This is a genomic window from Rahnella sp. ChDrAdgB13, from assembly GCF_017655185.1.
In the GTDB taxonomy this organism is placed as follows: Bacteria; Pseudomonadota; Gammaproteobacteria; order Enterobacterales; family Enterobacteriaceae; genus Rahnella; species Rahnella contaminans.
The window spans coordinates 19,542-41,203 of record NZ_JAEMGT010000005.1 but is presented as its reverse complement, the minus strand read 5'-3'; the positions used below and the strand labels follow the sequence as shown (position 1 = coordinate 41,203).

Annotated in this window: 22 protein-coding genes; 18 read left to right on the top strand and 4 right to left on the bottom strand. The window is 52.0% G+C overall.

Annotation, left to right across the window (positions count from 1 at the left end; genetic code table 11):
- Window positions 1–13: 13 nt before the first annotated feature.
- The 16 genes from atpB (at window position 14) to phoU (ending at window position 16,057) form a co-directional block, all read left to right on the top strand.
- Entirely contained in the window at window positions 14–796 is a 783-nt protein-coding gene (gene atpB, locus J8X26_RS02725; protein ID WP_208950088.1) for a F0F1 ATP synthase subunit A, read from the top strand.
- Between the two features lie 49 nt (window positions 797–845).
- Complete coding sequence (atpE, locus tag J8X26_RS02720; RefSeq protein WP_004093904.1) at window positions 846–1,085, top strand: F0F1 ATP synthase subunit C; 240 nt, start codon at window positions 846–848, stop codon at window positions 1,083–1,085.
- 65 nt (window positions 1,086–1,150) lie between these two features.
- Window positions 1,151–1,621: a F0F1 ATP synthase subunit B gene (atpF, locus tag J8X26_RS02715; RefSeq protein ID WP_104923890.1), complete on the top strand. Its 471-nt coding sequence runs from the start codon at window positions 1,151–1,153 to the stop codon at window positions 1,619–1,621.
- Between the two features lie 14 nt (window positions 1,622–1,635).
- Window positions 1,636–2,169, top strand: a complete 534-nt coding sequence (gene atpH, locus J8X26_RS02710; protein WP_208950087.1) for a F0F1 ATP synthase subunit delta — start codon at window positions 1,636–1,638, stop codon at window positions 2,167–2,169.
- A 12-nt stretch (window positions 2,170–2,181) separates the two neighbouring features.
- Complete coding sequence (gene atpA / locus J8X26_RS02705; RefSeq protein WP_152323764.1) at window positions 2,182–3,723, top strand: F0F1 ATP synthase subunit alpha; 1,542 nt, start codon at window positions 2,182–2,184, stop codon at window positions 3,721–3,723.
- Window positions 3,724–3,794: 71 nt separating this feature from the next.
- Entirely contained in the window at window positions 3,795–4,658 is an 864-nt protein-coding gene (gene atpG / locus J8X26_RS02700) for a F0F1 ATP synthase subunit gamma (RefSeq protein ID WP_152323763.1), read from the top strand.
- 32 nt (window positions 4,659–4,690) lie between these two features.
- Window positions 4,691–6,073 carry a F0F1 ATP synthase subunit beta gene (atpD, locus tag J8X26_RS02695; protein WP_101077832.1) on the top strand — a complete coding sequence of 461 codons (1,383 nt, stop codon included), beginning with the start codon at window positions 4,691–4,693 and terminating at the stop codon, window positions 6,071–6,073.
- A 27-nt stretch (window positions 6,074–6,100) separates the two neighbouring features.
- Complete coding sequence (locus J8X26_RS02690) at window positions 6,101–6,523, top strand: F0F1 ATP synthase subunit epsilon (RefSeq protein ID WP_101077831.1); 423 nt, start codon at window positions 6,101–6,103, stop codon at window positions 6,521–6,523.
- 271 nt (window positions 6,524–6,794) lie between these two features.
- Complete coding sequence (gene glmU, locus J8X26_RS02685) at window positions 6,795–8,165, top strand: bifunctional UDP-N-acetylglucosamine diphosphorylase/glucosamine-1-phosphate N-acetyltransferase GlmU (protein WP_152323762.1); 1,371 nt, start codon at window positions 6,795–6,797, stop codon at window positions 8,163–8,165.
- A gap of 228 nt (window positions 8,166–8,393) precedes the next feature.
- Window positions 8,394–10,223 (top strand): glutamine--fructose-6-phosphate transaminase (isomerizing), encoded by a 1,830-nt coding sequence (gene glmS, locus J8X26_RS02680; protein ID WP_152323761.1) that lies wholly within the window; start codon window positions 8,394–8,396, stop codon window positions 10,221–10,223.
- A gap of 154 nt (window positions 10,224–10,377) precedes the next feature.
- Window positions 10,378–11,250 carry a 23S rRNA pseudouridine(2604) synthase RluF gene (gene rluF / locus J8X26_RS02675; RefSeq protein WP_208950086.1) on the top strand — a complete coding sequence of 291 codons (873 nt, stop codon included), beginning with the start codon at window positions 10,378–10,380 and terminating at the stop codon, window positions 11,248–11,250.
- A gap of 216 nt (window positions 11,251–11,466) precedes the next feature.
- On the top strand, window positions 11,467–12,507 hold the full coding sequence (pstS, locus tag J8X26_RS02670) for a phosphate ABC transporter substrate-binding protein PstS (RefSeq protein ID WP_152323759.1): 1,041 nt from the start codon (window positions 11,467–11,469) through the stop codon (window positions 12,505–12,507).
- Between the two features lie 94 nt (window positions 12,508–12,601).
- Entirely contained in the window at window positions 12,602–13,558 is a 957-nt protein-coding gene (pstC, locus tag J8X26_RS02665) for a phosphate ABC transporter permease PstC (protein WP_152323758.1), read from the top strand.
- A 1-nt stretch (window position 13,559) separates the two neighbouring features.
- The gene (gene pstA, locus J8X26_RS02660) at window positions 13,560–14,447 is read left to right on the top strand and encodes a phosphate ABC transporter permease PstA (RefSeq protein WP_152323757.1); all 888 of its coding nucleotides are present in this window, start codon (window positions 13,560–13,562) and stop codon (window positions 14,445–14,447) included.
- 100 nt (window positions 14,448–14,547) lie between these two features.
- Window positions 14,548–15,315, top strand: a complete 768-nt coding sequence (gene pstB / locus J8X26_RS02655; RefSeq protein WP_013577692.1) for a phosphate ABC transporter ATP-binding protein PstB — start codon at window positions 14,548–14,550, stop codon at window positions 15,313–15,315.
- A 10-nt stretch (window positions 15,316–15,325) separates the two neighbouring features.
- Window positions 15,326–16,057, top strand: a complete 732-nt coding sequence (phoU, locus tag J8X26_RS02650) for a phosphate signaling complex protein PhoU (RefSeq protein ID WP_152323756.1) — start codon at window positions 15,326–15,328, stop codon at window positions 16,055–16,057.
- An 80-nt stretch (window positions 16,058–16,137) separates the two neighbouring features.
- On the opposite strand, the gene J8X26_RS02645 is transcribed toward phoU, so the two are convergent.
- Entirely contained in the window at window positions 16,138–16,830 is a 693-nt protein-coding gene (locus J8X26_RS02645; protein WP_152323755.1) for a TetR/AcrR family transcriptional regulator, read from the bottom strand.
- 110 nt (window positions 16,831–16,940) lie between these two features.
- Between J8X26_RS02645 and J8X26_RS02640 the strand changes: the two genes are divergently transcribed.
- On the top strand, window positions 16,941–17,771 hold the full coding sequence (locus J8X26_RS02640) for a sugar phosphate isomerase/epimerase (protein ID WP_208950085.1): 831 nt from the start codon (window positions 16,941–16,943) through the stop codon (window positions 17,769–17,771).
- Here J8X26_RS02640 and yieH read toward each other — a convergent pair.
- Complete coding sequence (gene yieH / locus J8X26_RS02635) at window positions 17,761–18,426, bottom strand: 6-phosphogluconate phosphatase (RefSeq protein ID WP_152323753.1); 666 nt, start codon at window positions 18,424–18,426, stop codon at window positions 17,761–17,763. The two genes, J8X26_RS02640 and yieH, sit on opposite strands and share 11 nt — an antisense overlap.
- A 152-nt stretch (window positions 18,427–18,578) precedes the next feature.
- Here yieH and J8X26_RS02630 point away from each other — a divergent pair, with 152 nt between their 5' ends.
- The gene (locus tag J8X26_RS02630; RefSeq protein WP_165060642.1) at window positions 18,579–19,916 is read left to right on the top strand and encodes an NCS2 family permease; all 1,338 of its coding nucleotides are present in this window, start codon (window positions 18,579–18,581) and stop codon (window positions 19,914–19,916) included.
- Window positions 19,917–20,006: 90 nt separating this feature from the next.
- Here J8X26_RS02630 and J8X26_RS02625 read toward each other — a convergent pair whose 3' ends face one another.
- The gene (locus J8X26_RS02625; protein WP_152323751.1) at window positions 20,007–20,576 is read right to left on the bottom strand and encodes an NADPH-dependent FMN reductase; all 570 of its coding nucleotides are present in this window, start codon (window positions 20,574–20,576) and stop codon (window positions 20,007–20,009) included.
- Window positions 20,577–20,669: 93 nt separating this feature from the next.
- A complete protein-coding gene (locus J8X26_RS02620) occupies window positions 20,670–21,395 on the bottom strand; it encodes a 4'-phosphopantetheinyl transferase superfamily protein (protein WP_208950084.1) in 726 nt (241 codons plus the stop codon).
- Between the last annotated feature and the right edge of the window lie 267 nt (window positions 21,396–21,662).

The window sequence follows — 21,662 nt, the reverse complement described above, 5'->3', positions numbered from 1 at the left end:
GGTAAGAGGCATCATGTCTGCATCAGGAGAAATCTCTACTCCACAAGAGTATATCAGTCACCATCTGACCCAGCTTCAGATCGGGACGGGATTCTGGTCGATTAACATCGATTCGATGTTTTTCTCCGTGTTCCTCGGAGTACTCTTTCTGGTTATCTTCCATCGCGTAGCCAAAAACGCCACCAGCGGTGTCCCGGGTAAGCTGCAAACTGCAGTCGAACTGGTCGTTGCTTTCGTCGACAGCAGCGTGCGTGACATGTATCACGGCAAAAGCAAAGTGATTGCACCTCTCGCGCTGACCGTCTTCGTCTGGGTGTTTATGATGAACCTGATGGATTTGCTGCCAATCGATTTGCTGCCGACTATCGGTGAGAGAGTCCTTGGTCTGCCAGCGCTGCGTGTGGTTCCTACGGCTGACGTGAACATTACGTTATCCATGGCGCTTGGCGTATTCATTCTGATTCTTTTCTATAGCATTAAGATGAAAGGCTTTGGCGGTTTCATTAAAGAACTGACAATGCAGCCATTCAATCATCCGGTTTTCATTCCGATTAACCTGATTCTTGAAGGTGTCAGCCTGCTGTCTAAACCAGTTTCACTGGGTCTGCGACTGTTTGGCAATATGTATGCGGGTGAGTTGATCTTCATCCTTATTGCTGGCCTGTTGCCGTGGTGGTCACAGTGGATCCTGAATGTGCCTTGGGCCATTTTCCACATCCTGATCATTACGCTACAAGCCTTTATTTTCATGGTTCTGACGATTGTCTATCTCTCGATGGCATCTGAAAAACACTGATTTTCTTTCAACACTACTGCGTTTTAACTGAAACAAACTGGAGACTGTCATGGAAAACCTGAGTATGGATCTGCTGTACATGGCTGCCGCTGTGATGATGGGCCTGGCGGCAATCGGTGCTGCGATCGGTATCGGCATCTTGGGTGGTAAATTTTTGGAAGGTGCTGCACGTCAGCCTGACCTGATCCCTCTGTTGCGTACACAGTTCTTTATCGTTATGGGTCTGGTCGATGCAATCCCAATGATTGCTGTTGGTCTGGGTCTGTACGTGATGTTTGCTGTCGCCTAACACTGAGTTCGCTCAGCGTTAAACGAACTACATCAAATATTTCACTTTAAAAGAGGCATTGTGCTGTGAATCTTAACGCAACAATCCTCGGCCAGGCTATCGCGTTTGTCCTGTTTGTCGTGTTCTGTATGAAGTACGTATGGCCGCCAATTATGGCTGCCATCGAAAAACGTCAGAAAGAAATTTCTGAAGGTTTATCTTCTGCAGAACGTGCAAAAAAAGAACTGGATTTAGCGCAAGCCGATGCGACCGACCAACTGAAGAAAGCCAAAGCTGAAGCTCAGGTAATCATCGACCAGGCGAACAAGCGTAAAGCACAGATCGTCGACGAAGCGAAGACCGAAGCCGAGCAGGAACGTAACAAGATCGTAGCGCAAGCTAAGGCAGAGATTGACGCCGAACGCCAACGCGCCCGTGAAGAGTTGCGTAAACAGGTCGGGATTTTGGCCATTGCTGGCGCCGAGAAGATCATCGAACGTTCCGTGGATGAAGCTGCTAACAGCGACATCGTTGATAAACTGGTCGCTGAACTGTAAGGAGGGAGGGGCTGATGTCTGAATTTGTAACTGTAGCTCGCCCCTACGCCAAAGCAGCTTTTGACTTTGCCGTTGAGCACCAAAGCTTAGATCGCTGGCAGTCCATGTTAGCGTTCACGGCTGAAGTCACGCGCAATGAACAGATTGAAGAACTGCTTTCCGGTGCTAGCGCGCCAGAAACTTTGTCTAAAACGTTTATTGCCGTATGTGGTGAACAACTCGACAACGCAGGCCAGAACCTGATTAAGGTAATGGCCGAAAATGGACGTTTACGCGTTCTTCCTGAAGTGTTGCAGCAGTTCATCGAACTGCGTGCCTCACTGGAGGCGATTGCTGAAGTTGATGTGACCTCAGCAAATCCACTGACGGAAGAACAGCAGGCAAAAATTGCTGCTGCGATGGAAAAACGTCTGTCTCGCAAAGTTAAGCTGAATTGCAAAATTGACAAGTCTGTTCTTGCCGGTGTCATTATCCGTGCAGGTGATATGGTGATTGATGGCAGCGTTCGCAGTCGTCTTGAACGCCTGGCAGACGTCTTGCAGTCTTAAGGGGACTGGAGCATGCAACTGAATTCCACCGAAATCAGCGAACTGATAAAGCAGCGCATTGCTCAGTTCAATGTAGTGAGCGAAGCTCACAATGAAGGTACTATCGTTTCCGTCAGTGACGGGATCATCCGCGTGCACGGCCTGGCCGATGTCATGCAAGGCGAAATGATTGCGCTGCCGGGTAACCGCTACGCTATCGCCCTGAACCTGGAGCGCGACTCTGTAGGTGCCGTTGTAATGGGCCCTTACGCTGACCTCGCCGAAGGTATGAAAGTAAAATGTACGGGTCGTATCCTGGAAGTTCCAGTAGGCCGTGGCCTGCTGGGCCGCGTTGTTAACACCCTGGGTGCGCCAATTGACGGTAAAGGTCCGGTAGAGCACGACGGCTTCTCAGCTGTTGAAGCAATCGCACCGGGCGTTATCGAACGCCAATCCGTAGACCAGCCTGTGCAGACAGGTTATAAGTCCGTTGACGCCATGATCCCAATCGGTCGTGGTCAGCGTGAACTGGTCATCGGTGACCGTCAAACCGGTAAAACTGCTCTGGCTATTGATGCGATCATCAACCAGCGTGATTCCGGCATCAAATGTATCTATGTGGCTATCGGCCAGAAAGCGTCCACCATTTCTAACGTGGTTCGTAAACTGGAAGAGCACGGCGCACTGGCAAACACCATCGTTGTTGTTGCAACTGCATCAGAATCTGCTGCACTGCAATACCTGGCACCGTACTCCGGTTGCGCAATGGGTGAATACTTCCGTGACCGCGGCGAAGACGCACTGATCGTTTATGATGACCTGTCTAAACAGGCTGTTGCTTACCGTCAGATTTCCCTGTTGCTTCGTCGTCCACCAGGTCGTGAAGCTTACCCAGGCGACGTTTTCTATCTCCACTCCCGTCTGCTGGAACGTGCTGCGCGTGTAAACGCCGATTACGTTGAAGCATTCACCAAGGGTGAAGTGAAAGGCAAAACCGGTTCCCTGACTGCGCTTCCAATCATTGAAACGCAAGCAGGCGACGTTTCCGCGTTCGTTCCGACTAACGTAATTTCGATTACCGATGGTCAGATCTTCCTGGAATCAAACCTGTTCAACGCCGGTATTCGTCCTGCGGTTAACCCGGGTATTTCGGTATCCCGTGTTGGTGGTGCTGCTCAGACTAAGATCATGAAAAAACTGTCCGGTGGTATTCGTACCGCACTGGCACAGTATCGTGAACTGGCTGCGTTCTCGCAGTTCGCATCAGATCTGGACGAAGCAACGCGTAAACAGCTGAACCATGGTCAGAAAGTGACCGAGCTGCTGAAACAGAAACAATACGCTCCGATGTCTATCGTTGCGCAGTCTCTGATCATCTTCGCAGCAGAACGTGGTTACCTGGAAGACGTTGAATTGTCTAAAGTCGGTAGCTTCGAAGCGGCACTGTTGGCTTACGCCGACCGTGAGCACGGCGAGCTTCTGCAGCAAATCAACCAAACTGGTGCGTATAACGATGAGATCGAGGGTAAATTCAAAAATATCCTCGATACCTTCAAAGCAACCCAGTCCTGGTAATACTAAACGGCCCTGCTGCCCTGCTTTTAGCAGATAAGCAGCAGGCCGTTTGGTCATGAGGAGAAGCAGAGATGGCCGGCGGAAAAGAGATACGTAGTAAGATCGGCAGCGTGCAGAACACGCAAAAGATCACTAAAGCGATGGAAATGGTCGCCGCCTCCAAAATGCGTAAAACGCAGGATCGCATGGCGGCCAGCCGTCCTTATGCAGAAACCATTCGTGAAGTGATTGGTCACCTCGCGCTCGGGAATCTGGAATACAAGCACCCTTACCTGGATGAACGTGAAGTTAAACGCGTCGGGTATCTGGTGGTGTCTACTGACCGTGGTCTTTGTGGTGGTCTGAACATTAACTTGTTCAAAAAACTGCTCACAGAGATGAAAGATTGGTCCGCGAAAGGCGTTGAGGTTGACTTAGCCCTGATCGGTTCCAAAGCAGCTTCTTTCTTCGGATCCGTTGGGGGCAACGTTGTTGCTCAGGTGACTGGCATGGGGGATAACCCTTCCCTGTCAGAGCTGATCGGACCGGTGAAAGTGATGTTGCAAGCTTTCGACGAAGGTCGTTTAGACAAGTTATGCGTTGTTAGCAACAAATTCGTCAATACCATGTCTCAGGAACCACGCATCGTTCAGTTGTTGCCTCTGCCACCGGCAGAAGACGGCGAACTGGCGAAGAAATCCTGGGATTACCTGTATGAGCCGGACCCTAAAGCACTGCTGGATACCCTCCTGCGCCGCTATGTGGAATCTCAGGTTTATCAGGGCGTCGTAGAAAACCTGGCCAGCGAACAGGCCGCGCGAATGGTAGCGATGAAAGCCGCAACCGATAACGGCGGCAGCCTGATCAAAGAGCTGCAGTTGGTATACAACAAAGCTCGTCAGGCCAGCATCACTCAGGAACTCACCGAGATCGTCGGGGGAGCCTCCGCGGTTTAAGCTAGGTTTACGAATTACGTAGAGGATTCAAGATGGCTACTGGAAAGATTATCCAGGTAATCGGCGCCGTGGTGGACGTCGAGTTCCCTCAGGATGCGGTACCGAACGTGTACCATGCTCTTGAGGTAGAAAACGGTACCTCCAAGCTGGTGCTGGAAGTTCAGCAACAGTTAGGCGGCGGCGTTGTTCGTTGTATCGCAATGGGTACATCAGATGGCTTGCGTCGCGGTCTGAAAGTGAACAACCTGGAACACCCAATTGAAGTTCCGGTGGGTGTTGCAACACTGGGTCGTATCATGAACGTATTGGGTGAACCAATCGACATGAAAGGTGAAATCGGCGAAGAAGAACGTCGTGCAATTCACCGTGCTGCGCCTTCTTATGAAGAGCTGGCAAACTCCCAGGAATTGCTGGAAACCGGTATCAAAGTTATGGACCTGATGTGCCCGTTCGCTAAGGGCGGTAAAGTCGGTCTGTTCGGTGGTGCGGGTGTAGGTAAAACTGTAAACATGATGGAGCTGATCCGTAACATCGCGATCGAGCACTCCGGTTATTCTGTGTTTGCAGGTGTGGGTGAACGTACTCGTGAGGGTAACGACTTCTACCACGAAATGACCGAATCCAACGTTATCGACAAAGTTTCCCTGGTCTATGGTCAGATGAATGAGCCACCAGGTAACCGTCTGCGCGTTGCACTGACCGGTCTGACCATGGCGGAGAAATTCCGTGATGAAGGTCGTGACGTACTGCTGTTTGTTGACAACATTTACCGTTACACCCTGGCAGGTACCGAAGTGTCTGCACTTCTGGGCCGTATGCCATCAGCGGTAGGTTATCAGCCAACGCTGGCGGAAGAGATGGGCGCTCTGCAAGAACGTATCACCTCTACCAAAAGTGGTTCTATCACCTCCGTACAGGCCGTTTACGTCCCTGCGGATGACTTGACTGACCCATCTCCAGCCACCACCTTTGCTCACTTAGATGCAACCGTGGTACTGAGCCGTCAGATCGCGTCTCTGGGTATCTACCCGGCGGTTGACCCACTGGATTCCACCAGCCGTCAGCTGGATCCACTGGTTGTTGGTCAGGAACACTATGATGTGGCTCGTGGCGTGCAGTCTATTCTGCAACGTTACAAGGAACTGAAAGACATTATCGCGATCCTAGGTATGGATGAGTTGTCAGAAGATGACAAACTGGCCGTATCCCGTGCGCGTAAGATCGAACGCTTCCTGTCCCAGCCATTCTTCGTGGCCGAAGTCTTCACCGGTTCTCCGGGCAAGTTCGTATCGCTGAAAGACACCATTCGTGGTTTCAAAGGCATTATGGACGGCGACTACGATCACCTGCCAGAGCAAGCGTTCTACATGGTTGGCACCATTGAAGAAGCAGTGGAAAAAGCCAAGAAACTGTAACGCTAGTTTGTTGTGAGAGAGGATGACATGGCTGAAAAAGCTTACCATCTGGATGTTGTCAGTGCGGAAAAACGTATGTTTGCCGGCATGGTACAGAAAATCCAGGTGACGGGTAGCGAAGGCGAACTGGGTATTTTCCCGGGGCATGCTCCGCTGCTCACCGCCATCAAGCCTGGCATGGTGCGCATTGTTAAAGAACACGGTGAAGAAGAGTATATCTATCTTTCCGGTGGCATCCTTGAGGTGCAGCCGAATGCAACGACCGTGTTGGCTGATACTGCAATCCGTGGGCAAGACCTCGACGAAGCGCGCGCGCTTGAAGCTAAGCGCAAAGCGGAAGAACACATTAGTGGTTCTCACGGCGACGTTGATTACGCTCAGGCGTCAGCGGAACTGGCTAAGGCGATCGCGAAACTTCGCGTTATCGAACTGACCAGAAAAGCGATGTAACAACATCATTGAGAAAAGCGACCTTCGGGTCGCTTTTTTTTTACCTTTAAAAAAGGGTGTTTTCAGCATTTTCCCCAAGGTTAATTTGGGCATCTGGTGGAATACTTGGGTGATTAATGGACATATTACCCTCAGATTTTTTGTTATAGTCTATATCGTGTTCAACCCTTGCGGGCTGCGGTTTGCAGGCGGTTTTTGACGCGAAATATGTAGTAATTCGGTCACATAACGGGTTACTTTTGTCACTCAAATTGGATTTGTCAGGTCATCTATGTCAAACAGCGCACTGAGTGTGGTGATCCTTGCCGCGGGCAAGGGAACACGCATGTATTCCAACCTCCCTAAAGTTCTTCATACATTGGCGGGTAAGCCAATGGTTCAACACGTCATTGATGCGGCCACGCAAGTGGGTGCCAGAAACGTGCATCTGGTCTATGGCCACGGTGGCGATTTACTGAAGAAAACGCTGGCTGGCAGTGAACTGAACTGGGTATTGCAGGCTGAGCAGCTGGGTACCGGGCATGCGATGCAACAGGCTGCGCCTTTCTTTGCGGATGACGAAGATGTCCTGATGCTTTACGGCGATGTCCCGCTGATTTCGGTTGAAACGCTGGATAAGTTGCTGAAAGCTAAGCCTGAAGGTGGTATCGGTTTGCTGACCGTCGTGCTGGATAATCCAACCGGCTATGGCCGCATCGTGCGCGAAAATGGCATTGTGACCGGCATCATTGAGCAGAAAGATGCGAATGCTGAGCAGCTTAAAATCCAGGAAATTAACACCGGTATTCTGGTGGCCAACGGTGCATCGTTCAAGCGCTGGCTCGGTCAGTTGAACAACAACAACGCGCAGGGCGAATATTACATTACCGACATCATCGCGATGGCACATGCGGAAGGCAATCTGATCGCCACTGTTCATCCGGCGAGAAACAGCGAAGTGGATGGCGTGAATAACCGCCTGCAGCTTTCCCGTCTTGAGCGCGTATATCAGACCGAACAGGCCGAACGTCTGCTTCTGGAAGGCGTAATGCTGATGGATCCGGCGCGCTTTGATCTCCGTGGCGAGTTGTCTCATGGGATTGATGTGCTGATCGACACCAACGTCATTATCGACGGCCACGTAAAACTGGGCGATCGCGTGAAAATCGGCGCGGGCTGCGTACTGAAAAACTGCGTGATCGGCGATGACTGCGAAGTCAGCCCTTACAGTGTATTCGAAGATGCGGTGCTGGAAAGCGGGTGTACAGTCGGACCTTTCGCGCGTCTGCGTCCGGGTGCCGAACTGGCTGAAGGCGCTCATGTGGGTAACTTCGTCGAAATCAAAAAAGCGCGCTTGGGGAAAGGTTCGAAAGCAGGACATCTTTCCTATCTTGGCGACGCTGAAATTGGCGACAACGTGAATATCGGTGCGGGGACGATTACCTGCAACTATGACGGCGTGAACAAAAGCAAAACGATTATCGGCAATGACGTCTTTGTCGGATCGGATACCCAGCTGATTGCGCCGGTCACCGTGGGCAATAACGTCACCATCGCTGCCGGAACAACTGTGACGCGCGATGTGCCGGATAACGGCTTGTTGCTAAGCCGTGTGCCGCAGGTACATAAACCTGATTGGCAAAAACCGGTGAAGAAAAAGTAAGCTATTCTGAAGTTTACGTATTCAGGCGCAGTTTTCTGCGCCTGATGTTTGTTTATTGCATTGTGTTTTGGTCTGGGTTTTGTCGTCGAAACTCAGTCCAAAACATAATAATCCCCAACTCTCTACAAGGCTCGGGGAACCGCACGTACACCGGAAAACGGGGCGTGTGGATAAATCAGGTCAGGCATCAAAAAAGGTCCCGAAAGACCTTCTATAGGAATAAAACTGATGTGTGGAATTGTAGGCGCTGTAGCGCAACGCGATATTGCTGAAATTTTGTTGGAAGGTTTACGCCGTCTGGAATACCGCGGTTATGACTCAGCCGGTCTGGCTGTCATTGATACCGACGGGAAAATGGGGCGCCTGCGTCGTCTGGGAAAAGTCCAGATGCTGGCTGAGGCTCTGGATCAACATCCTTTGCACGGCGGTACCGGTATTGCACATACCCGCTGGGCAACGCACGGTGAACCTTCTGAAGCGAACGCACACCCGCATGTGTCTGATTACATTGCGGTAGTGCACAACGGCATTATCGAAAACCACGAACCTTTGCGTGAATTACTGATTGAACGTGGTTACCGTTTTGATTCCGAAACGGATACCGAAGTGATTGCGCATCTGGTGCATTGGGAACAACTTCAGGGCGGCACACTGCTGGAAGTCGTTCAGCGCGTGATCCCTCAGCTGCGCGGCGCTTATGGCACTGTGGTGATGGACCGACGTGATCCGTCCGTTCTGGTCGCAGCCCGTTCCGGCAGCCCGCTGGTGATTGGCCGTGGCGTAGGTGAAAACTTCATTGCCTCCGATCAGCTGGCGCTGTTGCCTGTGACCCGCCGCTTCCTGTTCCTGGAAGAAGGTGATGTGGCTGAAGTTAAGCGCCGCTCCGTCAGTGTCTATGACAAAAATGGTCATGCTGTAGAACGTGCCGAAATCGAATCCAAAGTGCAGTACGACGCCGGTGACAAAGGCGCTTACCGCCACTACATGCAAAAAGAGATTTACGAACAGCCGCTGGCGATTAAAAACACGCTGGAAGGACGTTTCAGCCACGGTGAAGTGAATCTGAGCGAACTGGGCGAAAAGGCGGATGAAATCCTCTCCCGCGTTCAGCATGTTCAGATCATTGCCTGCGGCACGTCATACAACTCCGGTATGGTGGCGCGTTACTGGTTCGAATCACTGGCCGGTATGCCGTGTGATGTCGAGATTGCGTCGGAATTCCGTTATCGCAAATCTGCCGTTCGTCCTGGCAGCCTGATCATCACCCTGTCTCAGTCCGGTGAAACCGCCGACACGCTGGCTGCACTGCGCCTGTCCAAAGAGCTGGGTTATCTCGGTTCTCTGGCCGTGTGTAACGTAGCCGGTTCTTCGCTGGTGCGTGAATCCGATCTGGCGCTGATGACCAAAGCGGGCACGGAAATCGGCGTGGCGTCGACGAAAGCGTTTACCACGCAGCTGACCGTTCTGCTGATGCTGGTGGCACGTATGGGTCGTCTGAAAGGCATGGCACCGCAGGTTGAGCATGACATTGTTCACGCGTTACAGGCGCTGCCTGCGCGTATCGAACAGATGTTGTCGCTGGATAAAACCATCGAATCGCTGGCGGAAGGCTTCTCTGACAAACATCATGCGCTGTTCCTCGGCCGTGGCGATCAATATCCGATCGCGATGGAAGGTGCGCTGAAGCTGAAAGAGATTTCCTATATTCATGCGGAAGCGTATGCGGCAGGCGAGCTGAAACACGGCCCGCTGGCGCTGATTGACGCGGATATGCCGGTGATTGTGGTTGCGCCTAATAACGAACTTCTGGAAAAACTGAAGTCGAATATCGAAGAAGTGCGCGCACGCGGTGGTCTGCTGTATGTCTTCGCCGATCAGGATGCCGGTTTCACCGACAGCGACGGTATGAAAATCATTCAGTTACCGCATGTCGAAGAAATCGTCGCACCGATCTTCTACACGGTCCCGTTACAGCTTCTGTCTTACTATGTCGCGCTGATTAAAGGCACTGACGTAGACCAGCCACGTAATCTGGCCAAATCGGTCACAGTAGAATAAGCCACGCTGGCTTTGAAACTGCCTGCTAAGCGCCCATCTCGGGCGCTTTTTTATTTCTAAAAGGCTAAGGCGTGGTCACGATTCTCCTCTCTCAGGCTTCGTTAGCCGCCACGGATAAGGTATAGTCCGCCTTTTTACGAAGGTGATTTGCTGAATGCTGTCCAACCCCTCCATTCGTCTCAACAAATACATTAGCGAGAGCGGGATCTGCTCACGCCGTGATGCCGATCGTTACATTGAACAGGGAAACGTTTTTATCAATGGCAGACGCGCCTCCGTGGGCGCACAAGTATTTGCCGGTGATGTGGTGAAAGTTAACGGCCAGCTGATTGAACCGCGTGATGAAGAAGATTTAGTGCTTATCGCGCTTAATAAGCCCGTGGGGATCATCACCACGATGGAAGACGGTGAGCAGGACAACATCAGTGATTTCGTTAACCACAGCAAGCGCGTTTTCCCTATCGGGCGTCTGGATAAAGATTCTCAGGGCCTGATTTTACTGACCAACCACGGTGATCTGGTCAATAAAATCCTGCGTGCGGGCAACGACCACGAAAAAGAATATGTCGTAACGGTCAACAAACCGGTGACGGATGAGTTTATTACCGGCCTGGGCGCGGGTGTGCCGATGCTGGGAACGGTGACCAAAAAGTGCAAAGTGAAGAAAGAAGCGCCCTTTGTATTTCGTATCACGCTGGTTCAGGGGCTTAACCGCCAGATCCGCCGTATGTGTAAGCATTTTGGCTTTGAAGTCACCAAGCTTGAGCGTGTGCGGATTATGAACATCAACCTGAAAGGCTTGCCTTTGGGGGAATGGCGTGATTTGACGGACGATGAGCTGGTCGAATTATTCAGACTGACTGAAAACTCAACTTCTGAAGAAAAGCCGGCCAAAAAAACGCAGTCTAAACCTGCTCAGGCCAAAAAACCGGTTGTCACAAAACCGAAAAATACCGAGAAACCCGACGGAAATTCAGCTTCCCGTAAACGTTTTGCACAGCCAGGACGTAAAAAGAAAGGGCGTTAAGTCCGCATCTCTTTCCGCTGCCACCGGCCTTTGGGCCGGTTTTTATTTGATCGGTCCGCTTCAGTTTGCCCATCTCGCCTAAATTGTGACCAGTGTCATAAAACTGTCATATAACGTACATTTTACTGTCACCAAACTGTCCTATTTTCCTCCTGTGCCAAACACTTTATAAATCTCGACCTGGGTCGAACAAAAAAAAACCACTAGGAGTGGAACATGAAATTGATGCGTAACACCGTCGCCGGTATTGTAGCAGCGACTTTCTCCCTCACAGCAATGTCTGCTTTCGCTGCTAGTAATCTGACTGGCGCTGGCGGCACCTTCCCTGCACCTGTCTACGCTAAGTGGGCGGATGCATACCAGAAAGCAACCGGTACTCAGGTTAACTATCAGGGCATCGGCTCTTCCGGCGGCGTGAAACAAATTATCGCCAAGACCGTTGATTTCGGCGCATCTGATGCTCCGATGAAAGAAGAAGATCTGAACAAAAACGGCCTGTTCCAGTTCCCTACCGTGATCGGTGGCGTGGTACTGGCAGTGAATATCCCGGGCATCAAATCAGGTCAGCTGACGCTGGACGGCGCAACGCTGGGTGATATCTACCTGGGCAAAATCAAAAAGTGGAACGACGCGGCGATCACTAAGCTGAACCCGGGCGTGAAACTGCCAGATACCAATATCGCCGTTGTTCGTCGTGCTGACGGTTCCGGTACTTCTTTCGTGTTCACCAGCTATCTGGCAAAAGTGAACAACGAGTGGAAAGAGAAAATCGGTTCAGGTTCAACAGTTAACTGGCCTACCGGTCTGGGCGGCAAAGGTAACGACGGCGTAGCCGCATTTGTACAGCGTCTGCCGGGCTCAATCGGATACGTAGAATATGCTTACGCTAAACAAAACAACCTGGCTTATACCAAGCTGGTTGATGCGGATGGCAAGGCGATCAGCCCGACAGAAGAATCCTTCAGTGCAGCAGCTAAAGGCGCTGACTGGAGCAAAACCTTCGCTCAGGACCTGACTTTCCAGAAAGGCGACAACGCGTGGCCAATCAGCTCCACCACCTTCATCCTGATTTACAAAGATCAGCAGGATGCGACCAAAGGTGCTGAAGTTCTGAAGTTCTTCGACTGGGCTTACAAAAACGGCAATAAACTGACGACTGACCTGGATTATGCAACGCTTCCACCTTCAGTCGTTGAGCAGGTTCGTGCAGCCTGGAAAGCAAATATCAAAGATAGCAGCGGCAAAGCACTTTACTAGGATCTGACGTCTCGTCTGATATAGAGTACAAGTCTTCTGCTTCATTCCCTCTCCGGCCGGGGAGGGAATTAAATCTTAATTAAAAGAGAGTGGTATGGCTGAATACAAGCCGGCTATCAAAGCACCAAGCAAAAACGGTGACATCCTTTTCGGCGCGCTGGTCAAACTGGCTGCGCTGATCGTGTTATTAATGCTGGGCGGAATCATCGTCTCGCTGTTTATTGCTTCGCTGCCTAGCATTGAAAAATTCGGATTATCCTTCCTGTGGACGAAAACATGGGATGCCCCGAATCAGCAGTTCGGCGCACTGGTGCCTATTTACGGTACCGTCGTGACCTCGATTATCGCCTTACTGATTGCCGTTCCCGTCAGTTTTGGTATCGCATTATTCCTCACTGAGCTGGCACCTAACTGGATGAAACGTCCGCTGGGTATTGCTATCGAACTGCTGGCGGCGATCCCTAGCATTGTTTACGGCATGTGGGGTTTATTCGTTTTCGCTCCGCTGTTTGCCCAGTATTTCCAGACACCGGTCGGTGATGTGCTTTCCGGTATTCCGATTGTTGGCGCGCTTTTCGCCGGCCCGGGATTTGGTATCGGCATCTTGGCGGCAGGTGTCATTCTGGCCATCATGATCATTCCGTACATTGCCTCCGTCATGCGTGACGTGTTCGAGCAAACGCCGGTCATGATGAAAGAATCGGCCTACGGAATTGGTTGTACGACCTGGGAAGTGATCTGGCGCATCGTGCTGCCGTTCACCAAAAATGGTGTCATCGGCGGTGTCATGCTTGGTCTTGGCCGTGCGCTCGGCGAAACTATGGCGGTGACCTTCATTATCGGTAACACCTACCAGCTCGACAGCATTTCGCTTTACGCGCCCGGCAACAGTATTACCTCGGCGCTGGCGAACGAATTCGCCGAAGCTGAAGCAGGTCTGCATACGTCCGCGCTGATGGAGCTGGGCCTTATCCTGTTTGTTATCACCTTTATTGTTCTGGCGCTGTCGAAAGTCATGATTCTGCGTCTGGCTAAGAAAGAGGGCCGTTAAGATGACGACACTCGAAATGCAAAGTAACGCAGCCTTACTGGAATCACGTCGCAAACGTCAGGCATGGCGCCGTCAGAAGAACCGTCTGGCGCTGATGATTTCCATGCTGACCATGCTTTTTGGCCTGTTCTGGCTGGTCTGGATCCTGTTCACGACCGTCGTGAAAGGCGTAGACGGCATGTCTCTGGCGCTGTTTACCCAAAACACCCCGCCGCCAAATACGGCTGGCGGTGGTCTGGCGAACGCCATTGCGGGCAGCGGACTGCTGATTCTATGGGCGACGGTTATCGGTACGCCGCTGGGCGTGATGGCGGGGATTTATCTGGCAGAATATGGCCGTAAATCCTGGCTGGCGGAATTCATTCGCTTCATCAACGACATTCTGCTTTCTGCTCCTTCCATTGTGGTTGGCCTGTTCGTTTACACCATCATGGTGGCGAAAATGGGGCACTTCTCTGGCTGGGCGGGCGTACTGGCGCTGGCGCTGCTGCAAATCCCGATTGTTATCCGTACCACGGAAAACATGCTGAAACTGGTGCCGGACAGCCTGCGTGAAGCGGCTTATGCGCTGGGAACGCCAAAATGGAAAATGATTTCTGCGATCACCCTGAAAGCCTCTGTTTCCGGCATTATCACCGGTATTTTGCTGGCTATCGCCCGCATCGCCGGCGAAACCGCACCGCTGCTGTTTACGTCGCTCTCCAACCAGTTCTGGAGCACCGACATGATGCAGCCGATCGCCAATCTGCCGGTGACCATCTTCAAGTTTGCGATGAGCCCGTTTGGCGAATGGCAACAACTGGCCTGGGCGGGCGTGCTGCTGATTACAGTGTGTGTGCTGTTGCTGAACATTCTGGCGCGTGTGATCTTCGCCACGAAGAAGCAGTAAGTTAATTCATTACTGATGGCAGAGTTTTTCACTCTGCCATCACTGTTTACCCGGCGTCGCACAGCGGCGCGCGCAAAAGAGAGATGTCTTAATGAGTCGAATGACTGACGCATCCAACAGCAAGATTCAGGTTCGCGATCTGAATTTTTATTACGGTAAATTCCACGCGCTGAAAAATATTTCCCTGGATATCGCTAAGAACGAAGTCACGGCATTCATCGGCCCGTCAGGTTGTGGTAAATCCACGCTGCTGCGTACGTTCAACAAAATGTATCAGCTTTACCCTGAGCAGCATGCAGAGGGCGAAATTCTGCTCGATGGCGAAAATATTCTGGTCGATAAACAGGATATCGCGCTGCTGCGTGCCAAAGTTGGCATGGTCTTCCAGAAACCGACGCCGTTCCCGATGTCGATTTACGACAACATCGCGTTTGGTGTCCGTCTGTTTGAAAAACTTTCCCGTACGGACATGGATGAGCGCGTGCAATGGGCGCTGACCAAAGCCGCTTTGTGGAATGAATCCAAAGACAAGCTGCACCAGAGCGGTTACAGCCTGTCCGGCGGCCAGCAACAGCGTTTGTGCATTGCGCGCGGCATTGCTATCCGCCCTGATGTTCTCCTGCTTGATGAACCATGTTCGGCGCTGGACCCAATTTCAACCGGCCGTATCGAAGAGCTGATCACCGAGCTAAAATCTGATTACACCGTGGTGATCGTGACCCACAACATGCAGCAGGCTGCGCGTTGTTCAGACCGCACTGCGTTTATGTATCTGGGTGAGCTGATCGAATACAGTGACACTGACTCGCTGTTTACTTCGCCAGCGCGCAAACAGACTGAAGATTACATTACTGGCCGCTACGGTTGAGGTAAGAACGATGGACAACCTGAACTTAAATAAACACATTTCCGGCCAGTTTAACGCCGAGCTCGAGCACATCCGTACCCAGGTTCTGGCGATGGGTGGGCTGGTTGAACAGCAACTGACTGATGCGATCACCGCGATGCACAATCAGGATGCCGAACTGGCGCAGCGCGTCATCAAAGGTGATGACAAAGTTAACCTGATGGAAGTGGCGATTGACGAAGCGTGCGTGCGCATTATTGCCAAGCGCCAGCCGACCGCCAGCGATCTGCGTTTGGTGATGGCGATTATCAAAACCATTTCTGAGCTCGAACGTATCGGCGATGTGGCGGATAAAATCTGCCGCACGGCGCTGGAGAAATTCTCGCATCTGCATCAGCCGCTGCTGGTCAGCCTGGAATCTCTGGGCCGCCATACGGTAGAAATGCTGCATGACGTGCTCGACGCGTTCGCGCGTATGGATCTTGACGAAGCGGTGCGTATTTACCGTGAAGATAAGAAAGTGGATCAGGAATATGAAGGCATTGTGCGTCAGCTCATGACCTACATGATGGAAGATCCGCGTACCATCCCAAGCGTCCTGACCGCGTTGTTCTGCGCCCGTTCCATTGAGCGTATCGGCGATCGTTGCCAGAATATTTGTGAATTCATCTTCTACTTCGTGAAAGGGCAGGATTTCCGTCACGTTGGTGGCGATGCGCTCGACAAATTGCTGACAGACGGCAAAGACGCTGCGAAAGACTGATCGGTCACTGATACTCGTCATACAAAATCTTCGCCATAAAAAAGGCCTCTAACGAGGCCTTTTTGCTGTCCGCTGACGCGCTATTTCATCACATACCGCAGTGCCACCACCACTGCCAGCTGGCGATAATGCGCAACCTGCAAATCCACTTCGTCAGGGTTTTCGAACAGAGCACCGAATGTGTACTGGTTCGCGACCTGATGCACACACAGGCTGCTGATCAGCCGGTGAACGTCGCGCGCCTGGGAATCTTCCTTAAATAAATGGCTCTGTTTTCCGCGTTCGAGAATATCTTCCAGCAGCGTTAACGCCGTTTTATTGATCTCGCGGATGCTGGTGGACTGACGGATAAACCGGCCGCGCAGCATGTTTTCTGTCGACACAATGCGGATGAATTCCGGGTGAGAAACGTGAAAATCGAAGCTGGCTTCCACCAGTTTGACGATCGCCTCCGCCGGGGGAAATGACGACAAATCCAGATCCAGCTCGTGCTGGCGGATGCCGCGGTAAACGTGCTCCAGAACCAGCATGTACAGGGCTTCTTTGGTCTTGTAGTGATAGACCACCATACGTTTTGTGGTGTTGGCGTTTGAGGCGATATTTTCCATACGCGCGCCCATCAGGCCGGATTCAGCGAATTCAGCCAGAGCACTGTCGAAAATGCGCTGTTTCAGTCCTATCGGATCATTTTTACGTCCCGGCGCCGGGGAACTTTGGCTGCTCAGCGTCATATCCTCATTAATAACCTCAATCTCGCCACAGAGATTAACCATTGATTCGATCAGTTACAATCTGTGCGTTCATACAAGCCGCCAACACTTGACGAATGCGGTATGAAGGTCCACTACTGTAAGTCTCGAAGCCTGACAAAAAGGACGCTATTTTGCCTGCTACCACCCGGTTACGTTCTATTGCGACAGTTTCAGTACCAGGAACTCTGCCCGAAAAACTCACCGCCATCGCGGCGGCGGGGTTTGATGGCGTAGAGATTTTTGAAGATGATTTACTCAAAAGCCCGGTCAAACCCATCGCCATCCGAAATCTGGCGGATTCGCTCGGATTACGGATTTTCCTGCTACAACCTTTCCGCGACTTTGAAGGCGTTCAGCCGGAAAAGCGTAATGAGAAGTTTGCCAGCGCGCGCCGGCAATTTGATCTGATGAATGAACTGGGGTGCGACCGCTTGCTGGTGTGCAGTAATACCGACCCTGAAAGTTCAGCGGAGCGCGATGTGCAGATTGCCGATCTCGCCGCACTGGCAGAAATGGCGCAGCTTCATGACATCCATATTGGCTTTGAGGCGCTGGCGTGGGGGAAACACATCAACCGTTACCGGCAGGCGTGGGATCGCGTGCGTGAAGTGAACCACCCGGCGCTGGGGATTGTGCTCGACAGCTTTCATATTCTCGCCGTGGGCGACAACCTCGACCGTCTGGATGAAGTGCCGCTGGAGAGAATCAGCTTCCTGCAACTGGCGGATGCGCCGTACAAAGACATGAACGTGCAGCAGTGGAGCCGCAGTTACCGGTGTTATCCCGGCCAGGGCGACTTGCCGCTGGTGGATTTCGTCAGCACCCTGAACCGGAAAGGTTTTACCGGTCCGTGGTCGCTGGAAATCTTCAATGATAAAACCCTGCCGCTCGCAGAGGGCCTGAGTTCCCTGACGGAACTGGAACGACGCATGCAGGCTTACGACAAAACCCTTAACGCGTAATCTGATAACCCTTTTCACGCCAGATCGCCGGCAACTCGCGCATGTCGTGGAAAGTGGTCACCAGCGGATTGTTCAGCGGCGGGTTGTGCGGATCGGCGCAGTAATAAAATACCGGGATCCCGGCGGCGATCCCGGCCTGTGCGCCCGCCACGGAATCCTCAACCAGAATGCACGCTTCCACCGGAACGTCCATCACTTCGGCGGCTTTGTATAACACCGCCGGATCGGGTTTCCAGCGCTGTAAATCGTATCCGCTGAACAGTTTGTCGCCCATGAAAGGCAGCAGACCGGTGAGGCCGAGCGAGTGCTGCATTTTGGTGACCGGGCCGTTGGAGACCACACACATCGGCACGGAAATTTGCTCCAGCAGCTCCCGTGCGCCGTCAACCGGCTCAAGTTTGCTGTCGAAAAGCCGCGCAACGTGCTGGCGGAAAATCACTTCCATCTCCTCTTTTGGCACGTCGATACCGTGCTCTTTATTGACGATCTCGACGATTTCATAAAGCTTAACGCCTTTGTATTTCTTATACATTTCGTCAAAAGAAACCGTCACGCCAAAATGTGCAAACATCTCGACATAGGCTTCGCAGCACAACATTTCACTGTCCACCAGCGTACCGTCGCAATCAAAAAAGACACATTCAACCTGTGACATACTTTCTCCCTGTGAGTGTTTCATCTATTCGCGTGGTTTATGGCACTGTACCCGAACGATAGATTTAATCCCACACATCCAGTGCTGGCGCTTTACGGCTAAAATCCTTAGGATACCCCCCGATTGTTTTTCCCCCATTTTGGAACTCACTGATGAGCACACCACACAGCAATGCTAACGGCGGAAGAGGCCTGGCTGAACGTTTATTTAAACTGACGCAGCACGGCACAACGGTACGCACCGAAACTATCGCAGGCTTAACCACCTTCCTGACCATGGTCTACATCGTTTTCGTGAACCCGCAGATTCTGGGTGTCGCGGGCATGGATAAACAGGCCGTCTTTGTGACCACCTGTCTGATTGCCGCGTTTGGCAGCATTTTGATGGGCGTGATTGCCAACCTGCCGGTTGCACTGGCGCCAGCGATGGGTCTGAACGCCTTCTTCGCCTTTGTGGTGGTGGGTGCGATGGGCGTTTCATGGCAAATCGGGATGGGCGCTATTTTCTGGGGCGCTGTTGGCCTGCTGCTGCTGACTATTTTCCGTATCCGCTACTGGATGATCGCGAACATTCCGGTCAGCCTGCGCGTGGGGATTACCGCCGGTATCGGGCTGTTCATCGGCATGATGGGGCTGAAAAACGCCGGCATTATTGTCGCGAACCCGGATACCATCGTCACCATCGGCAATCTGACATCCCACAACGTCCTGCTGGGCGTGCTGGGCTTCTTCATCATTGCCGTACTGGCGTCACGTAACTTTCACGCTTCCGTTCTGGTGTCGATCGTAGTGACCACGGGCATTGGTCTGGCGATCGGTGACGTGCATTACAACGGTTTCTGGTCAATGCCGCCGAGCATCACCACCGTCGTCGGTCAGGTTGACCTGAAAGGCGCGCTGAATATCGGTCTGGCAGGCGTAATTTTCTCCTTCATGCTGGTCAACCTGTTTGACTCCTCCGGTACGCTGATAGGCGTGACGGACAAAGCCGGTCTGGCGGATGAAAAGGGTAAATTTCCGCAGATGAAACAGGCACTTTACGTCGACAGTATTTCCTCTGTGGCGGGTGCTTTCATCGGGACATCTTCCGTTGGCGCGTATATCGAAAGTACGTCCGGCGTGTCCGTGGGGGGCCGCACCGGCCTGACCGCTGTCGTGACCGGTTTGCTGTTCCTGCTGGTGATCTTCATTTCCCCGCTGGCGGGCATGGTGCCGGAATATGCGGCAGCCGGAGCGCTAATTTATGTGGGCGTTCTGATGACCTCCAGCCTGGCGCGCGTTTCGTGGGATGACCTGACAGAAGCGGTTCCTGCTTTTGTGACGGCAGTAATGATGCCATTCAGCTTTTCCATCACAGAAGGCATTGCGCTGGGCTTCATCTCTTATGTGGTGATGAAACTGGGCACAGGCCGCTGGAGAGAGATCAGCCCGTGCGTCGTTGTCGTTGCCCTGTTGTTCGTGCTGAAAATCGCGTTTGTTGACGGGCATTAATCCGCACGCGATTTAGCGTCTGCGAACGATAAAAAAACAGCCCGCCACTTTCTGAAAGTGGCGGGCTGTTTGTATTTTAGCGGCTGAAAATTATTTGCTGACGCGGTGCGTATAGTCGGCAAATGCGGTCAGCTGGCCTCTGAGGAAATCCAGCGTCCCCTGATCGATAACTTCACCGGTTTGGGCGTCGACTTTGTTCTGAATGACGCCACCCATAAACTCAGGCTTATTCATCACCATCGCATCAAGGAAGACCAGAATCTGACGCAGATGATACTGACAGCGTGCGCCGCCGACCGGTCCCATTGAACTGGTCTGAATCAGCACCGGTTTGCCCGCCAGTGGCTGGTCAGGCAAACGTGAAATCCAGTCGATGGCATTCTTCAGTCCGCCGGGAACGGAATAGTTGTATTCCGGCGTCACGATGATCACACCGTCCGCCTGGCGGATTTGTTCCGCAATCGCGTTTAAATCGGCCGGAAACCCCTCTTCCTGCTGAATATCGGCATCGTACAACGGCAGAGTACCGATAGACGGTAACGCTTCAATGGTGACGCCCTCAGGCGCGACTTTCGGCAGCGTGCGCGCGACCATGGCGTTGTAAGACGCTTTACGAAGACTACCTAACAGTGTGACAAACTTCAGAGGCTTAGCTGACATGGTTAACTCCTGTTATGGATGACTCTCTGATTCTTACCTTAAACGAAAAACGGCACGTCGATATACAAGGTTTTTGAAAACATGAGTGAAGTTTTATTTGGCAGGCGGCAGGCTGGTGAACTTCATGTAATGCAGTGAATCAGATTGCTGATCAACGGACAGCGTTTGTGTGCGGGTAAAACCATTTTCCGGTTCGTAGCGCCAGCACTGTAACCGGATAATCGACGGAGACTGCGCGCATGCCCAGGTAATCGACCCTTCAATATCACTCATCACCTGCGCCTCCGGCGTGACCGTCGAACGCAGGCGGCCGGAAGCCGGATTCAGGCTGAGTGTCAGCTGGCTTTGTTCGTTCAGGCCGGACATTTTCAGCATACTTTGACGTATGCACCAAAGCTGTAGGGAGGATTCAATCGGGTCGGACTGCATGGCAATCCAGGTTTTTTCGACGGCAGAAAGTTGCAGCTGGTGCTGGGGATTAACCAGTGCGCTGCGCGCGTGAATAATTTCGAGATCAAGACCGACTTTTCCTTCGCTGCTGATCAGCACACCGACGGTGCTGCCTGCATATGCCAGGCTGAAATCGGGAAGATCGGAGGATTCAAAACTCGGGCGGCCGCTCGGCAGGGTGATGACGTTAGGAAGCTCCGCAATACCGTAAAGATAGAAAATCATTTCGGCCAGTAAAACACGACCGTTTAAAAATCGTTTTCGTTGTTTTTCGGAAAGGTGTTTTGCGGATACAACAATTTCTCTGAGCAACCGATGTGTATCGGGTTCAGCTTCCGTCACAGCCCATCTTGCAAAGTGGCACGCCATTGTTCACTCCATGATTAATGGTTCGACCGTATTTTCTCTGTATTCGTGAAGAATAACATTAAGAGAAATCATTAAAAACCGCTTAAACCCCGCGTCCGCGCACACTCTTTTTACTTTTCAGAAAGTTTTTCATAACGATAAAGCGAAAGGAATCACTGTATTAACCGCATATTAAGAAAAAATCTCATCGGAACGATGTTCTGTTTTTTCACTCATATGATCCGGGTGCCAGATATATCTACTATAGCCTCATAAAGAAACCTCAGA

Coding starts and splice junctions, on each gene's coding strand:
- J8X26_RS02630 (WP_165060642.1), top strand. CDS start 18,579: ATGAGCACACCACACAGCAATGCTAACGGCGGAAGAGGCCTGGCTGAA.
- J8X26_RS02690 (WP_101077831.1), top strand. CDS start 6,101: ATGGCTGAAAAAGCTTACCATCTGGATGTTGTCAGTGCGGAAAAACGT.
- atpD (WP_101077832.1), top strand. CDS start 4,691: ATGGCTACTGGAAAGATTATCCAGGTAATCGGCGCCGTGGTGGACGTC.
- glmS (WP_152323761.1), top strand. CDS start 8,394: ATGTGTGGAATTGTAGGCGCTGTAGCGCAACGCGATATTGCTGAAATT.
- pstC (WP_152323758.1), top strand. CDS start 12,602: ATGGCTGAATACAAGCCGGCTATCAAAGCACCAAGCAAAAACGGTGAC.
- rluF (WP_208950086.1), top strand. CDS start 10,378: ATGCTGTCCAACCCCTCCATTCGTCTCAACAAATACATTAGCGAGAGC.
- yieH (WP_152323753.1), bottom strand. CDS start 18,426: ATGTCACAGGTTGAATGTGTCTTTTTTGATTGCGACGGTACGCTGGTG.
- J8X26_RS02625 (WP_152323751.1), bottom strand. CDS start 20,576: ATGTCAGCTAAGCCTCTGAAGTTTGTCACACTGTTAGGTAGTCTTCGT.
- glmU (WP_152323762.1), top strand. CDS start 6,795: ATGTCAAACAGCGCACTGAGTGTGGTGATCCTTGCCGCGGGCAAGGGA.
- atpH (WP_208950087.1), top strand. CDS start 1,636: ATGTCTGAATTTGTAACTGTAGCTCGCCCCTACGCCAAAGCAGCTTTT.
- atpG (WP_152323763.1), top strand. CDS start 3,795: ATGGCCGGCGGAAAAGAGATACGTAGTAAGATCGGCAGCGTGCAGAAC.
- J8X26_RS02645 (WP_152323755.1), bottom strand. CDS start 16,830: ATGGTTAATCTCTGTGGCGAGATTGAGGTTATTAATGAGGATATGACG.
- pstB (WP_013577692.1), top strand. CDS start 14,548: ATGACTGACGCATCCAACAGCAAGATTCAGGTTCGCGATCTGAATTTT.
- phoU (WP_152323756.1), top strand. CDS start 15,326: ATGGACAACCTGAACTTAAATAAACACATTTCCGGCCAGTTTAACGCC.
- pstS (WP_152323759.1), top strand. CDS start 11,467: ATGAAATTGATGCGTAACACCGTCGCCGGTATTGTAGCAGCGACTTTC.
- atpA (WP_152323764.1), top strand. CDS start 2,182: ATGCAACTGAATTCCACCGAAATCAGCGAACTGATAAAGCAGCGCATT.
- atpE (WP_004093904.1), top strand. CDS start 846: ATGGAAAACCTGAGTATGGATCTGCTGTACATGGCTGCCGCTGTGATG.
- pstA (WP_152323757.1), top strand. CDS start 13,560: ATGACGACACTCGAAATGCAAAGTAACGCAGCCTTACTGGAATCACGT.
- J8X26_RS02620 (WP_208950084.1), bottom strand. CDS start 21,395: ATGGCGTGCCACTTTGCAAGATGGGCTGTGACGGAAGCTGAACCCGAT.
- atpB (WP_208950088.1), top strand. CDS start 14: ATGTCTGCATCAGGAGAAATCTCTACTCCACAAGAGTATATCAGTCAC.